We start from the raw sequence: 15,089 nt of genomic DNA, 5'->3' as shown, positions 1-15,089 counted from the left end.
TAATTCAAGAGAGAATCACGCATGGCATTGCATCATTTCCAGAAGGGCGAACTGGGTCATTGGCTGCGCATCGTGGCCGACAATTGCGAACCCGGCGCCGTCCAGACCGAAGTGCCCGAGCATGTGGCGTCGGCACTGGAAACGCTGCGTTGCGTTCAAGCCGGCGCCGATGGCCGCTGGCAAATCACCGACAAGGGCAGGCTTGCCCTGCGCATGGAAGAGCCGGGCGCCATACACGTGCGCTAGCGTGTTGCGGGCGGATTCCGCCCCGCGACGGCGTCAATCTCCCTCCGTCTTGGCCGCGTCACGGCGGCCCGTTCCTCGAGTTTCTGCATAGATTGCGAATGTTTTCGCAGTATTTCTCGCGTTTTGTCCGCGACGCAGGGCAGCACGGGTTTTCCTGAGACGGAATGTGCGATTTGACATCTTTCCGACGTATCGCGGGGGGCACCGGCCCAGTAAGATGAACTTGCGTGACGTTTACGGGTCTATTCATTTGCGCGGGAATTCTACCCAGCGCAACGTCACGCGTGGTTCACGCGTTTAGGTAACCGACTGGGAGGTAGCACATGCAGCATCGTGACCAGGAAGTACTGATCGACGTTTCCACGGCGGCCATGGATACCGGCGGATATGGCGTATTGCTGACGGTAACGGCCGAGGGCGGCACCGAGGTGGATGCCGCGTTTTCCCACTTGGGCAACTGCGCTTCGTTGGACGAAGCACGCGATCGCGCGGAAGTCTTCGCGCAGAACTGGGTCGAGGAAAACATCTTCCGATAGGACGCTTTGTCCTGGACGGAGCTGATCGGCAGGGCCGGTCTGTGTGTGCATGAACCCTTGGCAGATACTCAGAAGAATGCGACGGCGATTTCGGTTATCGTTGCTGCTCCAAAACATGGGGCCCTTATCGGGTATGCGTCGTTCCAAGATGACTGCCGCACAGACCAATTTTTCTCTCGCGGAAAATATCCGCGCGTTGCGCGAGCATTTTGATTCCGTCGTGCTGCCCATGTGGATGGGACGGGGTTTCAACGACGCGCTCGGTCTACCCTTTGAGTCATTGGATTCGGCCACTGGCGATCCGCTGCCCGCGGCGCGTTATCGCGCGATGGCCTGCGCGCGTCAGCTGTATGTGTTCGCGCAGGCGCCGGGCGTGGCCGCTGGCCAGCACGCCGACCGCCTGTTCGAGTCATTGCGCCGCGTGTTCCGCGACGAGCGCGGCGGCTGGCGCTATAGCGTGGATGCCCAGGCGCGTCCGCTGGACCATACCCAAGACCTCTATACCCATGCCTTCATCGTGCTGGCTTGCGCGGCCTATTTTCAGCGCAGCCGCAATGCCGATGCGCGCAAGCTGATGCTGGGCACGGCCCAGACCATCGAGGCGCGTTTCAAGACCGCCGATTCGCTGTATCACGCAGCGCTGAGCCCGGACCTGGCCCAGCCGCTGCAGCCGCCCGCGCAGAATCCCATGATGCATTTGACCGAGGCGTATCTGGCTGCCGCCCAGGTCGCCGAGCCCGCGTTGTTCGCGCAGCATCTGCGCGGGCTTGCGCAGGGCATCAGCCAATTCTTCGTGCATGCGCCGACGCAATGCATCTCGGAAAAATTGCAGGGCACCGCCGGCAACCGCCTGGAACCAGGCCACCAGTTTGAATGGCTTTCGCTCGTGCAGGGGGCGGCCCAGGTGTTTGAAGGCCTGGATCTTGCCGAGTCGCTGCCGCGCGCCGTGCAATGGTCCCGCAAGCATGGCGTGGACGCGGGCGGGGTGATTGCGTCATTGGACGAGTCCGGGGCCGTCATCGACCAGACGCGCCGGATCTGGGCGCAGACAGAGTATTTGCGCGTATTGGCGGTGATGGGAGATTGGCCCGCGCTGCAGACCGGGCTGGCGGATTTCCGCGCCCGTTTCCTGCATGCGGGGGGCTGGTTCGAGTGCCTGGATGCGCAAGGCGCGGTGGTCAGAACCGACATGCCTTCAACGTCGCCTTACCACCTGGCAACCTGTCTGGCGGCGTTGCCCAGCGTTGTTTAATGATCACGTTAACAATTTTTGTAGTTTTATGGACATAAATTGATAGAAAAATATTGGTGAAATCCCTTACAATTTGCTAACACTGTTTGTGGGGAAGCATCAATGAGCGTTATGTGCTTGGCTTGCCAACGCATTTACCCGGGGCTTGCCGGCATTGCGCCGCATCCGCACCTGGGACATCAAGGATTTACCAACCCGACGCAGAAAGGTCGGGAGGAAAGCCGCGAAGATCACTTCCGCTGCCTGAATTGCGGTGCGAAATGGTTGCGTGAAACCGATAAGTGGGGCGTTGACCTGGGTTTCAAGCTTGCGCCTTGAACCCTCTCCGTCGCACAAGTGAAACGGGCCCCTCGAAGGGGCCCGTATTCATTTGGTCTCGGATTATTTGGGGGGCTGCGCCCCGATGCTGCCCAAACGGCGCATGGACGGCGGACGGCGATCAGGACGCGGCGCCCGCCGCCACGACGTCCGGATCCTGGCTTGCGGTGTCCAGCAGCCATTGCCTGAAACAGGCCAGCGCGTAGTGGTCGCGGCGCTGCGCCGGCGCGCACAGGTGGTAGCCTCGGGCGATGCGGACGGCCAGGTCGGGAAAAGGCGCCGCGACGCGTCCGGCCTGCAGTTCGTCGCGCACCAGGCACCGCTGCAGGACGGCGACGCCCATGTCGGCCATGACGGCGCGCACCAGGATGGACACCTGGTCAAAGCCATTGGACAGGGTGACGGCTGCGCGCGGCACGCCGGCCCCGGTGAACCATTGCGCCCAGTTGTCCATGCCGTTGGAGTGATACAGCAGCGGTTCTCCCAGCAGGCCCTGCGGCGTGCTCCAGAGCCCCTGGGCCTGGCGCGCCGCAAGGCGGCCGGGATGGCAGATCACGACCATTTCGCGCCCGATCACATAGTCGGCCTGCCAGCCGGGCCATTGCTCGGGCGTGCCGGACAGGATGCTGGCGTCCGGCGTGGCGCCGGAGAAATCCTCGTTGCGTCGGTAGGCCGAAAAGCCAAGCTGGATGTCGGGATGGCGCCGGTGGAAGTCCGGCAGGCGTGGCACCAGCCAGGCGCTGGCCAGGGTGGGCACCGTGGACAAGGTCAGGCGCAGGCGCCGGTCGTCGGCCCGCAGTCCGGCGCTGAGCGCCTCGATGGCCTGAAGGGGCGCCTGTGCGCCGTCGTAGAGCTTGCGGCCGGTCTCGGTCAGGGTGAGACCATGGGCATTGCGATGCATCAGCGGCTGGCCGAAGTGCGCTTCCAGCCGGGAGATGGCGCGGCTGATGGCGCCCTGGGTGACGCACAGCACCTGGGCGGCCTGGGTGAAGCTGCCCAAGCGCGCCGCCGTCACGAAGGCATGCAGCTCGGACATCGAAGGCGAGTGCAGGCGCATTCAGCATGACCTTTGGTAATGAAGGAGTGCAATATAGTCGTTTGAAAGGGGATCGTAAAGTTTGGACACTGGCGGCCTTGTCGATAGACACCAACCCATCGGAGTAGCCATGTCCCGCCGCCTTTTTGGCCGGTCCGCGCGTTTCGCGCTTGCCGGCATGTTTGCCACGTTGTCCTTTGCCGGCATCGCGCATGCCGCCGACTATCCCGCCCGCCCCATCAAGCTGGTGGTCCCCTTTGCCGCGGGCGGTTCGACCGACATCGTGGCGCGCCTGGTGGCGGAGTTCGCCGGCCGTGACCTGAAGCAGACCATCGTGGTCGAGAACAAGGCCGGCGCGGGCGGTTCGCTGGGCATGGAGCAAGTCGCCCGCTCGACACCGGACGGCTACACCATAGGCATGGCCACGATGAGCACGCATGGCTCGAACCCGGCCGTGTTCCGCAAGATGAACTACGACCCGGTCAAGGACTTCGCGCCGATCGCCAATGTGCTGGCCGTGCCCAGCATTTTCGCGATCAATCCGAACATCCCGGCCAAGAACATGGCCGAGTTCGTCGCGCTGTCCAAGAGCGCGCCGGACCGCTACAGTTTCGCCTCGCCGGGCGTGGGATCGCTGGGCCACGTGAACATCGAGAACTTCATGATGCTGGCCGGCATCAAGCTGCTGCATGTGCCGTATCGCGGCGCGGGTCCGGCGTTGAACGATGTGATGGGCGGGCAGGTCGACGCGATCACCGACAACCTGTCCTCCACCTTGCCTCAGGTGCTGGGCGGCAAGCTGCGCCCGCTGGCCGTGCTGGGCGCCGAGCGCTCGCCCTTGCTGCCCGACGTGCCGACCTACATTGAACTGGGCTATCCCGACATGGGCACGGGCGGCTGGTTCGGCCTGGTGGCGCCGGCCGGCACGCCGCCGGCCGTGGTGGACCGCCTGAACAAGGCAGTCCGCGCCGCGATGGCCGATCCGGAATTCCGCAAGAAGGCCGAGGACGTGGGTGGTACGCTGATGCCCACGACGCCCCAAGAGTTCCAGGTGCAGATTGACCAGGCCCTGGCTCGTTACGCCAAGGTGGCCAAGGCCGCCAACATCCAGGCTGACTGACGATGACACCCGCCGACTTCCAAGCTGTTTCCGTGCATGAGCCGACAGGCCCGGCATTGCCGCTGGTCTGCGATTCGCCGCATAGCGGCGAGCGCTATCCCGAGGACTTCGGGGCCTATGCCACGCTGGCGCAGTTGCGCCAGGGCGAGGACACGCATGTGGACGAGCTGTGGTCGGCGGCCCCCGCCTTGGGCGCCACGCTGATCGCGGCGAACTTCCCGCGCGTCTATATCGACCCCAATCGCACCCTGCAGGACCTGGATCCGGAGCTGCTGGCCGAGCCCTGGCCCGAGCCGCTGGATCCCGGTGAGAAAACCCGTCTGGGCAAGGGCCTGATCTGGCGCAGGATGGACAAGGCGACGCCTATCTATGACCGCAAGCTGACACTGGCGCAAGTGCGGCACCGGATCCAGGCCTACTACGAGCCCTACCACGCGGCGCTGTCGCAGGCGATCAGGCAGGTCGAACAGCGCTTTGGCGCGGTCTGGCATCTGAACCTGCATTCGATGCCCAACGACGCCTACGAGCGGCTGGGCCGGCACAGCGAGCATCCGCTGGCGGACTTCGTCCTGGGCGACCGCGATGGCACGACTTGCGAGCCGGAGTTCATCGCGCTGATCGAAGCGGCCCTGCGCGACAAGGGCTATACCGTGGCGCGCAATGATCCCTACAAGGGTGTGCAGCTGATCGCGCAGATCGGCCAGCCCGCCTTGAACCGGCACAGCCTGCAGGTGGAAATCCGCCGACCGCTGTATATGGACGAGGCGACGCGCGAACGCAATGCGGGTTTCGAGGCACTGCGCGCGGATCTGGCGCAGGTGCTGGAGCAGGTGGCGGCGTATGTGCGCGTCCGCATGGCCGCGGTTGCGTCGACAAAATAGAATCGCGTCGATAATCCGTCCGCACATTTTCGTGCGCCGAGCCGGGCGTTGATGCGAATCAACGCCCGGCTTGCTTCTTGAGCTTAAGTTTCTCTGCGCCGGGCCGTTGTCGAACATATCGGTTCGCGCCCATTTGAGCGCGTCCATAGGAAACCGGAATGCCTGAGAAGATCATCAACGGATTTTCAGTGGTTGCATATGCGACACAGCCCGAGGGGCGCACACCCCCGCGCGCGTTTATCGAGACGAGGGCCTTGCCCGCGAAAGTGAACGCCGAGACGGCCGGCGCCGACGAGGGAGCGGAGGCGGGCGCGCAAGAACCCGAGAGCCTGGTGTTCGAGATCTTCGTGAGCCGGCGCTTTCGCAGCACGATCGAGGCGATGTCGGCTGCGCGCAACGCGCTGGATCGCGTCAGTTCGGTAGACGAAGACGGCGTGCCCGACCCGCTGCCCGAGTAGCGCGCGCCGAGCGGACGCCGCGCCGGCGACCGCTCTCATATTGTTATCCCAACTATGTATTTGTCGAACGCCTGAGCCCAGGTTGATGATGCCCCATGGCAATCGTCGCCATTCACGGTCTGCTCAAAAGGAAGGTTGATGAATACGAAAGTCCATTCCGGCGCCATCGCGGCACGGGGAGTCTCTCGCCGGACGCTGTTGCGCGCGGCGGGCATCGCGGGTCTGGCCGCGCCCCTGGGCATGTTGGGTTCGCGCGTGCTGGCGGCGAACGCCGCGCCGCGCACTTTCAAGATCGCCTGGAGCCAGACCGCGGTCTGCCAGTCGCCGGTGTCGGTCGCGCTGGAGCGCGGCTTCTTCGACAAGTACAACCTCAAGGTCGAACGCATCAATTTCAGCGGGTCCACGGATCAGCTGCTGGAAGCGATCGCGACGGGCCACGCCGATGGCGGCATCGGCATGGCGCTGCGCTGGCTCAAACCGCTGGAGCAGGGCTTTGACGTGAAGCTCGCCGTTGGCACGCACGGCGGCTGCATGCGCCTGCTGACGGCTGAGGATTCGCCGATCAAGAGCGTGAACGACCTGAAGGGGCGCCGCGTGGCCGTGTCCGACCAGGCCAGTCCCGTGAAGAATTTCTTTGCGATCCGCGTGGCGCAGCTGGGCCTGGATCCCGAATCGGTGGACTGGCGCCAGTACCCGCAGGACCTGTTCGGCGAGGTGCTGAGAAAGGGTGAAGTGGATGCGATCGCGGGCGACGATCCGCTGATCTACACGCTGCGCGAGGACAACAAGCTGCGCGAGGTCGCCACCAACATCGAGGGCGACTATGAGAACCGCACCTGCTGCGTGCTGGGCCTGCGCGGCGATCTGGTCCGCAAGGACCCCGAGTCCGCGGCGGCCATCACGCGCGCGGTGATCGATGCGCAGCGCTGGACGGCCTCCAACCCCGATGAGACGGCGCGCATCTTTGCGCCCTATGTTCCCGGCAAGGTGCCCGCCGAACGCGTGGCCGCGATCCTGCGCAGCCATAGCCATGGCCATGCGTCCACGGGGTCGGCGCTGCGCGAGGAGATCGTGGGCTATGCCAAGGACCTGAAGACGATCAAGGTGCTCAGCTCCAATCTGGATATCGACAAGTACGCGCAGGTGGTGGTGCCCAATGTCCTCGGCTGATGCGTTGCCCGCCGGCGCCGCGGGCGGAAATCAGGGCGCCGCGCCGGGGTGGCGGCTATGGAAGACCGGCGTGGCCGCCGCCGCGCTGTGGGCGGGCGTGGGCGCCGTGACCCTGGCATGGCCTAACGTGGAGGTGGGCTTCACCTCCTGGGGCTACACGCGGGAGTTCGGCATGGCGGCCCTGGCGCTGGCTGTCCTGCTGCTGCTGGCTGCCGTGTCGGGCGCCGGGCAGCTGCGTCCGGTGCGAGCCTTGCATCGCGCCGGGCCCTGGCTGCTGGCGCTGGCCGTGGCGGTGGGCGCGTGGGAGATCGTGACGGCCAAGCTGGCCCTGCTGCCCAGCCCGTTCTTCGCGCCGCCGCAATCGCTGATCGAGGTCTACGTCTCGGACTACAAGCGGCTGGCCGACAGTCTGGTGAATTCCCTGTGGCTGCTGGCCAACGGCTTTTTGCTGGGCGCGGCGGCAGGGTTCCTGACGGGCGTCGCCATCGGCTGGTCGCGGGGCCTGGGCTACTGGGTGCATCCGGTGCTGCGTTTCCTCGGGCCGGTGCCGTCCACGGCGCTGTTGCCGATGGCGTTCTTCTTCTTTCCTTCAAGCTGGTCGGCCGCCGTGTTTCTCATCGCCTTGGCGACGTGGTTTCCGGTCACGGTGCTGACATGGTCGGGCGTGGCTGGCGTGAACCGCGCCTACTACGACGTGGCGCGCACCATGGGCGCCAATGAATGGTTCCTGGTGCTGCGCGTGGCGATTCCGGCGGCTTTGCCGCAGGTCTTCGTGGGGCTGTTCATGGGACTGGGCGCATCGTTCTCGGTGCTGGTTGCCGCGGAGATGATGGGCGTGAAATCCGGGCTGGGGTGGTACCTGTCCTGGGCCCAGGGCTGGGCCTCCTACGCCAACATGTACGGGGCGCTCATCGTGATGGCGCTGGTGTTCTCGGGGCTGATCACCTTGCTCTTCCTGGGGCGCGACCGGCTCCTGGCATGGCAGAAGGGAGTCGTGAAATGGTAGCGGCGGCAACATGGTCCGAAAAGCCGGATACGCGCGGGGCCGGGCTGGCCGTGCGCGGGGTGAATCATCATTTCGATCTGGACGGCGCGGCGTTGCCGGTGCTGGACGGCATAGACCTGGACGTCAAACCGGGCGAGTTCGTGGCCTTGCTGGGCCCCAGCGGCTGCGGCAAGTCGACGCTGCTGCGGCTGGTGGCGGGACTGGAGCCGCCCGCCGAAGGCGCGCTGCTGGCCGATGGCGCATCCATCGAGGGGCCGTCGCCGTCGCGCATCGTGGTGTTCCAGGACCCCACGCTGTACCCGTGGCGCACGGTATGGAACAACGTGGCGCTGGGCCTGCAGGCGCGAGGGCTGCTCAAGACGCAACGCCGCCGGGTGGACGACGCCTTGCAACGCGTCGGCCTGACGGCGTTCAGTCAGGCGTATCCGCATCAACTGTCGGGCGGCATGGCGCAACGCGCGGCGCTGGCGCGCGCGCTGGTCAACGATCCGCGCATCCTGATCCTGGACGAGCCGCTGGGCAAGCTGGATTCGCTGACGCGCATCGCCATGCAATCGGAGCTCGTGGAGCTTTGGCAGCGCACGGGCTTCACCGCCTTGCTGGTGACGCACGACGTCGAGGAGGCCCTGTTCATGGCCTCGCGCATCGTGGTCCTCAGCGAGCGGCCCGCGCGGATCAAGGACGAGATCGTCAATGACCTGCCGTACCCGCGCCATCGCGGAGATCCGCGCCTGGCGGCGTTGCGGCACCACGCGCTAGCCTTGCTGGGGCTGGATGCGACGTGGTGAACACGGACGGGCTGGCGCTGGCCGTCGCGGCGGCGGGCGCCGCCATGCTGGCGTGGTCGGGGGCGGCGGGCCGGCTCCGAGTGAAGGCGTCCGGTGCGCGAAGCCTGAACTGGCTGGCGGCGGGAATGCTCGCGGCATCGGCCTTGCTGCTGGGCATAGGCTGGCACACGGTGCAGGGCGTGCCGGGCCTGCTCGGTTCGCGCCTGGGCCATCTGGCGCTGGCGGCGGCCGGCCTCTTGCTGCTGGCCGGATTGTGCGCCGCCTGGCTGCGCAGCAGGGCGGACGAGCTGCGGGTCGCGGCGCTGCCGGCATGGCGGCGAGGCGTCGCGGCGGCGGTCGGGGCGCTGGCGCTGCTGATGTTGATGCTGGCTTTTTCGATATGGCGGCAGCCCGAGGATGCGCTGGCGTTGGCCAACTGGCCATTCGCCTGGCGCTACGATCCGGGCCTGCCCGTCAGCCCGCATACCTGGAACCGGTTATGGCTGGCGCTGGCGCAGAGCGCCGCCGCGCTGGTTTTGCTGGTCTGCGCCCTGTTCGCCAGGCGCTGGCGCCTTGCACTGCTTGGGGTGGCGGCCGTTCTGGCGTTTGGCGCCAGCTGGCCGCATCCCCGGATGCTGCTGACCGAAGCGCACGGCACGTCGTATCAACGGTCACCGCTCGCGTTCTCGGATGCCAACGTGTTGCAGGGCGGGCGGCTGTATCGGCAGCATTGCGCCTCCTGCCATGGCGCGGCGGCGGATGGCCGCGGCACGCGGGCTGCCGGCCTGCCCGCATGGCCCAGCGTGCTTGGCGCGGCGCTGTTCGACAACCGCCTGGAGGGCGAGCTGTATTGGCGCGTGGCGCGGGGCGGCGAGGCGCCGGCCGCGCCTTCGATGCACGGATTCCAGGCGGCGCTGCGGCCCGACGAGATCTGGCGGGTGCTGGACTATCTGCGCCTGCAGGCCTACGGCGCAAGCGGCGGTACGGGCATGCCGGCCATTCCCGCACCGGTCGTGGAGCTGGCCTGCCGCGACGGGCGCGCCAGCCGGCTGAGCGGATTGCGCGGCTTGCCGTTGCGGGTCGTGGCACACGTGAAGGACGCCCCGGACGAACCGCAGGATCCGCGCATGCTGACCGTGGCGTTGACTCGCGGGGCCGCGGGCGATGTGAACGCCGATTGCGTGGCGGCGAGCGCCGGAGCCTGGGATGCGTATGCGCTGGCCGCTGGCGTGCCGCCGGACGGTCTGGCCGGCGCCCAGTTCATGGTCGACCGCCGCGGCTGGCTGCGGGCGCGGCGACTGCCCGGGGCCGCGCCGGCCTGGACCAGCGCCGACAACGTCTGCGGGCCAGGGGGGCGAATGGAGAACACAACGGCCCGAGGCCTGGGCGAGCTTTTGCTGGCGATGGACCGTGCGCCCATCGACATACCGGACCTGCGGCGCGAGTGACAGGCGCCGCGGATCCTGCGCACATTCCCTTCATAAGCGAGGTCTGCAAGATGAGTACGTTGAACGAATATCTGGGCCAGAAGCGCGAGGCCGTATTGCTGCGCAATAGCCGCGATCCGCAAACCGTGGAGCCCGTGAAGCTGCGCGCGCAGGTGAGCGCCGAAGGGCGCAGCGGGGTGCGCCGCATCCGGATCCGGGACCATCAGGTGGTCAGCGACAGCCCGTCCGATTTCGCGGGGTACGACCTGGGTCCCAGTTCGCCCGAGTTGCTGCTGGGCTCGCTGGGCAGCTGCCTGACGCACATCTTCCTGATCAAGGCCGCCGAGCTTGAGCTGCCGCTGGAGTCGCTGGAAGTGACCATCGAAGGCGACCTGGATCCTCGCGGCGGCAAGCCGGGCTACGAGAAGGTGCCGTTCTTTCCGCACAACATCCGCTACACGGCGCACATCGTGTCGCCGGCGGACGAGCATGCCGTACGCGCCGTGCACGAGGCGGTGGAGCAGTGGTGCCCGATCCTGAATCTGCTCAAGCAGCCGCAGTCCCTGGAAGGCAGCGTCAGGCACACGCGTTCCACGCCGCAATAGCGTGGCGCGGTGGGCCACGCTTTCAGGTCAGGGTGCTGCGCATCAGGATGTCGGTCAGCGCGCGGGTGGGCTTATTGGGCGCGGGGGCCGAGATGACGATGAATTCCACCTGGGGCAGGGCGGGCAGTTGCGCCGCGCCCGCGGGCGCGGCCAGCCCCGCCGTGGACAGGTGCGACGGCTGCACCGTGATGCCGAGGCCGGCGCGGGCGGCGGCCTGGCAGCCCGCGTAGCTGGTGCTGGTGCAGACGATCTGCCAACTGCGGCCGGCGCGCGCCAGCGCATCCAGCGTGAGCGTGCGCGTTACGCTGGGTTCGCGCAGCAGGATCAGGGGCAGCGGCTCGTCGCTTGCCACGCGCAAGCCTTCCTTGGCCCGCCACAGCAGCGCTTCCTTGTGCAGGGTCTGGCCGCGGCGGTCGCCACGGCGGCGCTTGCCTATCATCACGTCCAGTCCGTTGTCGTCCAGCAGCTTGTAGAGCTCGCTGGTGACGCCGATGGTCAGATCCAGCTCCACTTCGGGATGCGCCAGCCGGAAGGCGGCCAGCACGTCGGGCAGCGGCCCCATCGCCAGGTCGTCCGACGTGCCCAGGCGGATGCGGCCGCGCAGCCGGGGCGCGTCGAACAGGCGCTCCGCGCGCTCGTGGGCATCCAGGATGATCTCGGCATGCACGAGCAGGCTGCGGCCATCGCTGGTCAGGGTGAGCGAATGCGTATCGCGCTGGAACAGGCGCCGGTTCACGGCCTGTTCCAGCTGCCGGATATGTTCGCTGACGGTGGGCTGGGTCAGGCCCAGCCGCCGGGCGGCTTCGGTGAAGCTGGGCGCGGCGGCGGCCGCGGCAAAGGTCTTGAGCCACAGGGGGTTGAGCATGGCGCGCTGGTCATAGGATATTCCGATGACAGTTAAAGTACTCAGTGGCCTTCACGATGGCAAGGGGCGCGCCTATAGTTTCCGCAACTTTTCGGAAATCCTCCTGCCATGCGCCGCTTCCTGCCCGACCAATTCACGCTCATCCTGATCGCCACGGTGGTCTTTGCCAGCTTCTTTCCCGCGGTGGGCAAGGGCGCGTCGTTCATGATGGTGGCCAGCAACGTGGCCATTTCGCTGCTGTTCTTCCTGCATGGCGCGCGGCTTTCCACCGACGCCATCGTGGCGGGCGTGAAGGACCTGCGGCTGCACGCGCTGATCCTGGCTTGCACCTTCATCCTGTTCCCCGCGCTGGGCCTGGGCCTGCGCGCGCTGTTCCCGGGCCTGCTGGCTCCATCGCTGTGGCTGGGCGTGCTGTTCGTCTGCACCTTGTCGTCCACGGTGCAGTCGTCGATTGCGTTCACCTCCATGGCGCGCGGCAACGTGCCCGGCGCCATATGCGCGGCGACCGCCTCCAATCTGCTGGGCACCGTGCTGACGCCGCTGCTGGTGGCGGTGCTGTTGCACCGCTCGGGCGGCGGGCATGGCCTGGCAGACGCCGGCCGCATCCTGCTGCAGCTGCTGTTGCCCTTCGCCCTGGGCAGCCTGCTGCGGCCATGGATCGGCGCCTGGGCGCTGCGCAACAGCCGCACGCTGTCCAAAGTGGACCGCAGTTCCATCCTGCTGGCCGTCTACACCGCGTTCAGCGAGGCCGTGGCGCAAGGCATCTGGCATGCCTTTCCCGCGATCGACCTTGCCTCCATGGTGCTGGTGAATGCACTGCTGCTGGGCTCGGTGCTGCTGATCACGACCTGGGGCAGCCGCAAGCTGGGGCTGTCCAAGGAGAACGAGATCACGATGGTGTTCTGCGGCTCGAAGAAGTCGCTGGCTTCGGGGATTCCGCTGGCCACCGTGCTGTTCGGCACGTCGCAGATGGGCGTGGTGGTGCTGCCGCTGATGATCTTCCATCAGATGCAGCTGATGGTCTGCGCGGTGCTGGCGCGCCGCTATGCCGAACGCGAACAGCCGGCGGAGGCGGTGGCGGTCAGGGCCTGAACGTCAGTCCAGCGGGCGGATCTTGCCGCTGGGCTGCCAGTACACGCCGCCGTCGCGCTCCAGCACGGCTAGCGCCGTCAGGCGGCCGTTCTTGCAGGGGCCGCCCACGCACAGGCCGGTGTCGGGCTGGTAGGTGGCGCCGTGGCGCGCGCACATGATCAGGTCGCCCGCGCGGGTGAAGAAGCTGCCTTCCCAGTCCAGCTCCACGCCCACGTGGGCGCAGCGGTTCAGGTAGCCGTGCACGCGGTCCTGGTAGCGCACGAAGAAGGCGGTGGTCAGGCCCGCGCTGTCGGACACGGGCACTTTCACGCCCAGGCCCCCGTTGACGAGATCGGCGGCGGCACAGACGCGCACTTCAGGGGCGGAGGAGGAATCCTGCATGGGGAGCCTCGAAATCAAAGGGTGCGATATTCGGCTAGGGGGCCGGGCTTGTCAATCCGCCGGCGCCGCGTGGGCGCTTTCCTGCTGGCGGGTCCACATGCCGGCATAGATGCCGCCCTGGGCCAGCAACTGCGGGTGGCGGCCGCGTTCGACGATGCGGCCGTCGGCCAGCACGATGATTTCGTCCGCGTCCGCCACGGTGGACAGGCGGTGGGCGATGATCAGCGTGCTACGGCCCTGGCTGACTTCGCGCAGGTTGGCCTGGATCTCGCTTTCCGTGTGGGTATCCAGCGCGCTGGTGGCTTCGTCGAAGAGGAAGATGGCCGGGTTCTTGAGGATCGTGCGGGCGATCGCCACGCGCTGCTTTTCGCCGCCCGACAGTTTCAGCCCGCGCTCGCCCACCATGGTCTGGTAGCCGTCGGGCATGGTCATGATCAGGTCGTGGATATGGGCCAGGCGGGCGGCGGCCTGGATCTCGCCGTCGGTGGCTCCCGGCCTGCCGTAGCCGATGTTGTAGTGGATGGTGTCGTTGAACAGCACCGTGTCCTGCGGGACGACGCCGATCGCGGCGCGCACGCTGGCCTGCGTCACGTCGCGCACGTCCTGTCCGTCGATGGCGATGGATCCGCTGTCGGTGTCGTAGAAGCGGAACAGCAGTCGCGCGATGGTGGACTTGCCGGCGCCCGAGGTGCCCACCACGGCCACGGTCTTGCCCGCTGGAATGCTGAAGCTCACTCCCTTCAGGATGGGGCGGCGCGAGTCGTAGCCAAAGTGCACGTCGCGGAATTCCACCCGGCCGCCCTTCACCTGCAGGGCCTGGGCGCCGGGACGGTCGGCCACCTCGCGGTCCTGGCCCAGCAGTTCGAACATGCGTTCCATGTCGATCAGGGCCTGCTTGATCTCGCGGTAGATGAAGCCGAAGAAGCTGAGCGGGGTGTAGAGCTGCAGCAGGTAGGTGTTGACCAGGACGAAGTCCCCCAGCGTGTAGCGGCCATCGGCGATGCCGGTGGCGGCCATCCACATCACCAGCGTCAGCCCCACGGAGATGATGGCAGCCTGGCCGATGTTGAGGATCGACAGGCTGACCTGGCTGCGCACGGCGGCGCGCTCGTAGCGGGTCAGCGAGGCGTCGTAGCGGCGCGCCTCGTGTTCTTCGTTGCCGAAATACTTGACGGTCTCATAGTTCAGCAGGCTTTCGATGGCCTTGGTGTTGGCTTCGGAGTCGGTTTCGTTCATCTGGCGCCGGAACTTCGCGCGCCATTCCGTGACGATGAGCGTGTAGGCCATGTAGAGCGTTACGGTGGCGCCGGTGGCCAGCGCCAGCCAGCCGTCGAACATCTTCCACAGCACGATGCAGACCAGGCCGATCTCGAAGAAGGTAGGCAGAATATTGAAGAGCAGGAACGACAGCAGGGTCTGGATGCCCTTGGTGCCGCGTTCGATGGCGCGGTTCAGGCCGCCGGTCTGCCGCGCCAGGTGAAAGCGCAGCGCCAGGGCATGCAGATGGCGGAAGATCTGCAGGCCGACCGCGCGGATCGCGTGCTGGCCGACGCGGGCAAAGATGGCGTCGCGCAGCTCCGAGAACAGCAGCGACAGCACGCGGGCGGTGCCGTAAGCCAGGATCAGTCCCAGCGGCACCGTCACCGCGCCGGGGGCGCCCTTGCCCAGTTCATCGATGGCCTGCTTGTACAGCAGGGGCACGTAGACCGTGGCCGCCTTGGCGGCGAACAGACAGAGCAGCGCGGCCACGACGCGCACTTTCAGACCGGTTCTGCCGGGCGGCCAAAGGTAGGGAAACAGGGTTCGGAGGGTGGAAAAGCCGCCGCCTTTCTTGGGCGGCGCGTCAGGAGAATTCATGTCTGGATGCCGGGGTTGCGCGAGGCCCCGCCATGGGGCGGCTGGCCGCTAGAAGGGCATTATCGGGCACCA

General features: G+C 66.8%; 17 protein-coding genes. 13 read left to right on the top strand and 4 right to left on the bottom strand.

Going from position 1 to position 15,089, the window contains the following annotated elements; translation table 11 throughout:
• The first annotated feature begins 21 nt into the window (after window positions 1–21).
• The 4 genes from HLG70_RS11925 to HLG70_RS29690 all read left to right on the top strand — a co-directional run bounded on the left by HLG70_RS11925 (window position 22) and on the right by HLG70_RS29690 (window position 2,352).
• Entirely contained in the window at window positions 22–246 is a 225-nt protein-coding gene (locus tag HLG70_RS11925; RefSeq protein WP_171664603.1) for a hypothetical protein, read from the top strand.
• A gap of 323 nt (window positions 247–569) precedes the next feature.
• Complete coding sequence (locus tag HLG70_RS11920; RefSeq protein WP_008159938.1) at window positions 570–782, top strand: hypothetical protein; 213 nt, start codon at window positions 570–572, stop codon at window positions 780–782.
• Between the two features lie 148 nt (window positions 783–930).
• Window positions 931–2,034, top strand: a complete 1,104-nt coding sequence (locus HLG70_RS11915; protein ID WP_171664602.1) for an AGE family epimerase/isomerase — start codon at window positions 931–933, stop codon at window positions 2,032–2,034.
• A 102-nt stretch (window positions 2,035–2,136) separates the two neighbouring features.
• A complete protein-coding gene (locus HLG70_RS29690; RefSeq protein ID WP_326491095.1) occupies window positions 2,137–2,352 on the top strand; it encodes a hypothetical protein in 216 nt (71 codons plus the stop codon).
• 121 nt (window positions 2,353–2,473) lie between these two features.
• On the opposite strand, the gene HLG70_RS11910 is transcribed toward HLG70_RS29690, so the two are convergent.
• On the bottom strand, window positions 2,474–3,409 hold the full coding sequence (locus HLG70_RS11910; RefSeq protein WP_171664601.1) for a LysR substrate-binding domain-containing protein: 936 nt from the start codon (window positions 3,407–3,409) through the stop codon (window positions 2,474–2,476).
• A gap of 109 nt (window positions 3,410–3,518) precedes the next feature.
• Between HLG70_RS11910 and HLG70_RS11905 the strand changes: the two genes are divergently transcribed.
• The 8 genes from HLG70_RS11905 (at window position 3,519) to HLG70_RS11870 (ending at window position 10,822) form a co-directional block, all read left to right on the top strand.
• Window positions 3,519–4,508: a Bug family tripartite tricarboxylate transporter substrate binding protein gene (locus tag HLG70_RS11905; RefSeq protein WP_171664600.1), complete on the top strand. Its 990-nt coding sequence runs from the start codon at window positions 3,519–3,521 to the stop codon at window positions 4,506–4,508.
• A gap of 2 nt (window positions 4,509–4,510) precedes the next feature.
• Window positions 4,511–5,389 carry an N-formylglutamate amidohydrolase gene (locus HLG70_RS11900; protein ID WP_171664599.1) on the top strand — a complete coding sequence of 293 codons (879 nt, stop codon included), beginning with the start codon at window positions 4,511–4,513 and terminating at the stop codon, window positions 5,387–5,389.
• A 158-nt stretch (window positions 5,390–5,547) separates the two neighbouring features.
• Window positions 5,548–5,847 carry a hypothetical protein gene (locus HLG70_RS11895; RefSeq protein ID WP_171664598.1) on the top strand — a complete coding sequence of 100 codons (300 nt, stop codon included), beginning with the start codon at window positions 5,548–5,550 and terminating at the stop codon, window positions 5,845–5,847.
• Between the two features lie 138 nt (window positions 5,848–5,985).
• Window positions 5,986–7,017, top strand: a complete 1,032-nt coding sequence (locus HLG70_RS11890) for an ABC transporter substrate-binding protein (protein WP_171664597.1) — start codon at window positions 5,986–5,988, stop codon at window positions 7,015–7,017.
• On the top strand, window positions 7,004–8,023 hold the full coding sequence (locus HLG70_RS11885; RefSeq protein WP_171664596.1) for an ABC transporter permease: 1,020 nt from the start codon (window positions 7,004–7,006) through the stop codon (window positions 8,021–8,023). Before HLG70_RS11890 ends, HLG70_RS11885 begins: the two co-directional genes overlap by 14 nt.
• The gene (locus HLG70_RS11880) at window positions 8,017–8,811 is read left to right on the top strand and encodes an ABC transporter ATP-binding protein (protein WP_171664595.1); all 795 of its coding nucleotides are present in this window, start codon (window positions 8,017–8,019) and stop codon (window positions 8,809–8,811) included. Before HLG70_RS11885 ends, HLG70_RS11880 begins: the two co-directional genes overlap by 7 nt.
• A complete protein-coding gene (locus HLG70_RS11875) occupies window positions 8,805–10,238 on the top strand; it encodes a c-type cytochrome (protein ID WP_234103069.1) in 1,434 nt (477 codons plus the stop codon). The genes HLG70_RS11880 and HLG70_RS11875 overlap by 7 nt, the downstream gene beginning before the upstream one ends.
• A 50-nt stretch (window positions 10,239–10,288) precedes the next feature.
• Complete coding sequence (locus HLG70_RS11870) at window positions 10,289–10,822, top strand: OsmC family protein (protein WP_171664594.1); 534 nt, start codon at window positions 10,289–10,291, stop codon at window positions 10,820–10,822.
• 22 nt (window positions 10,823–10,844) lie between these two features.
• Here HLG70_RS11870 and HLG70_RS11865 read toward each other — a convergent pair whose 3' ends face one another.
• Window positions 10,845–11,687: a LysR family transcriptional regulator gene (locus tag HLG70_RS11865; RefSeq protein ID WP_171664593.1), complete on the bottom strand. Its 843-nt coding sequence runs from the start codon at window positions 11,685–11,687 to the stop codon at window positions 10,845–10,847.
• Window positions 11,688–11,795: 108 nt separating this feature from the next.
• Between HLG70_RS11865 and HLG70_RS11860 the strand changes: the two genes are divergently transcribed.
• Entirely contained in the window at window positions 11,796–12,779 is a 984-nt protein-coding gene (locus HLG70_RS11860) for a bile acid:sodium symporter family protein (RefSeq protein ID WP_171664592.1), read from the top strand.
• Between the two features lie 3 nt (window positions 12,780–12,782).
• On the opposite strand, the gene HLG70_RS11855 is transcribed toward HLG70_RS11860, so the two are convergent.
• Both HLG70_RS11855 and HLG70_RS11850 read right to left on the bottom strand, forming a co-directional pair.
• Window positions 12,783–13,160: a Rieske (2Fe-2S) protein gene (locus HLG70_RS11855; RefSeq protein ID WP_171664591.1), complete on the bottom strand. Its 378-nt coding sequence runs from the start codon at window positions 13,158–13,160 to the stop codon at window positions 12,783–12,785.
• A 51-nt stretch (window positions 13,161–13,211) separates the two neighbouring features.
• Complete coding sequence (locus HLG70_RS11850; RefSeq protein WP_171664590.1) at window positions 13,212–15,017, bottom strand: ABCB family ABC transporter ATP-binding protein/permease; 1,806 nt, start codon at window positions 15,015–15,017, stop codon at window positions 13,212–13,214.
• Between the last annotated feature and the right edge of the window lie 72 nt (window positions 15,018–15,089).

It is taken from the genome of Achromobacter deleyi (genome assembly GCF_013116765.2).
GTDB classification, from domain to species: domain Bacteria; phylum Pseudomonadota; class Gammaproteobacteria; order Burkholderiales; family Burkholderiaceae_B; genus Achromobacter; species Achromobacter deleyi_A.
The sequence above is the reverse complement of the archived record's forward strand: the minus strand, read 5'-3'. Positions and strand labels throughout refer to the sequence as shown.

Excerpts from the sequence above, each read along its gene's own strand:
- HLG70_RS11925 (WP_171664603.1), top strand. The coding sequence starts at position 22 with ATGGCATTGCATCATTTCCAGAAGGGCGAACTGGGTCATTGGCTGCGC.
- HLG70_RS11920 (WP_008159938.1), top strand. The coding sequence starts at position 570 with ATGCAGCATCGTGACCAGGAAGTACTGATCGACGTTTCCACGGCGGCC.
- HLG70_RS11915 (WP_171664602.1), top strand. The coding sequence starts at position 931 with ATGACTGCCGCACAGACCAATTTTTCTCTCGCGGAAAATATCCGCGCG.
- HLG70_RS29690 (WP_326491095.1), top strand. The coding sequence starts at position 2,137 with ATGAGCGTTATGTGCTTGGCTTGCCAACGCATTTACCCGGGGCTTGCC.
- HLG70_RS11910 (WP_171664601.1), bottom strand. The coding sequence starts at position 3,409 with ATGCGCCTGCACTCGCCTTCGATGTCCGAGCTGCATGCCTTCGTGACG.
- HLG70_RS11905 (WP_171664600.1), top strand. The coding sequence starts at position 3,519 with ATGTCCCGCCGCCTTTTTGGCCGGTCCGCGCGTTTCGCGCTTGCCGGC.
- HLG70_RS11900 (WP_171664599.1), top strand. The coding sequence starts at position 4,511 with ATGACACCCGCCGACTTCCAAGCTGTTTCCGTGCATGAGCCGACAGGC.
- HLG70_RS11895 (WP_171664598.1), top strand. The coding sequence starts at position 5,548 with ATGCCTGAGAAGATCATCAACGGATTTTCAGTGGTTGCATATGCGACA.
- HLG70_RS11890 (WP_171664597.1), top strand. The coding sequence starts at position 5,986 with ATGAATACGAAAGTCCATTCCGGCGCCATCGCGGCACGGGGAGTCTCT.
- HLG70_RS11885 (WP_171664596.1), top strand. The coding sequence starts at position 7,004 with ATGTCCTCGGCTGATGCGTTGCCCGCCGGCGCCGCGGGCGGAAATCAG.
- HLG70_RS11880 (WP_171664595.1), top strand. The coding sequence starts at position 8,017 with ATGGTAGCGGCGGCAACATGGTCCGAAAAGCCGGATACGCGCGGGGCC.
- HLG70_RS11870 (WP_171664594.1), top strand. The coding sequence starts at position 10,289 with ATGAGTACGTTGAACGAATATCTGGGCCAGAAGCGCGAGGCCGTATTG.
- HLG70_RS11865 (WP_171664593.1), bottom strand. The coding sequence starts at position 11,687 with ATGCTCAACCCCCTGTGGCTCAAGACCTTTGCCGCGGCCGCCGCCGCG.
- HLG70_RS11860 (WP_171664592.1), top strand. The coding sequence starts at position 11,796 with ATGCGCCGCTTCCTGCCCGACCAATTCACGCTCATCCTGATCGCCACG.
- HLG70_RS11855 (WP_171664591.1), bottom strand. The coding sequence starts at position 13,160 with ATGCAGGATTCCTCCTCCGCCCCTGAAGTGCGCGTCTGTGCCGCCGCC.
- HLG70_RS11850 (WP_171664590.1), bottom strand. The coding sequence starts at position 15,017 with ATGAATTCTCCTGACGCGCCGCCCAAGAAAGGCGGCGGCTTTTCCACC.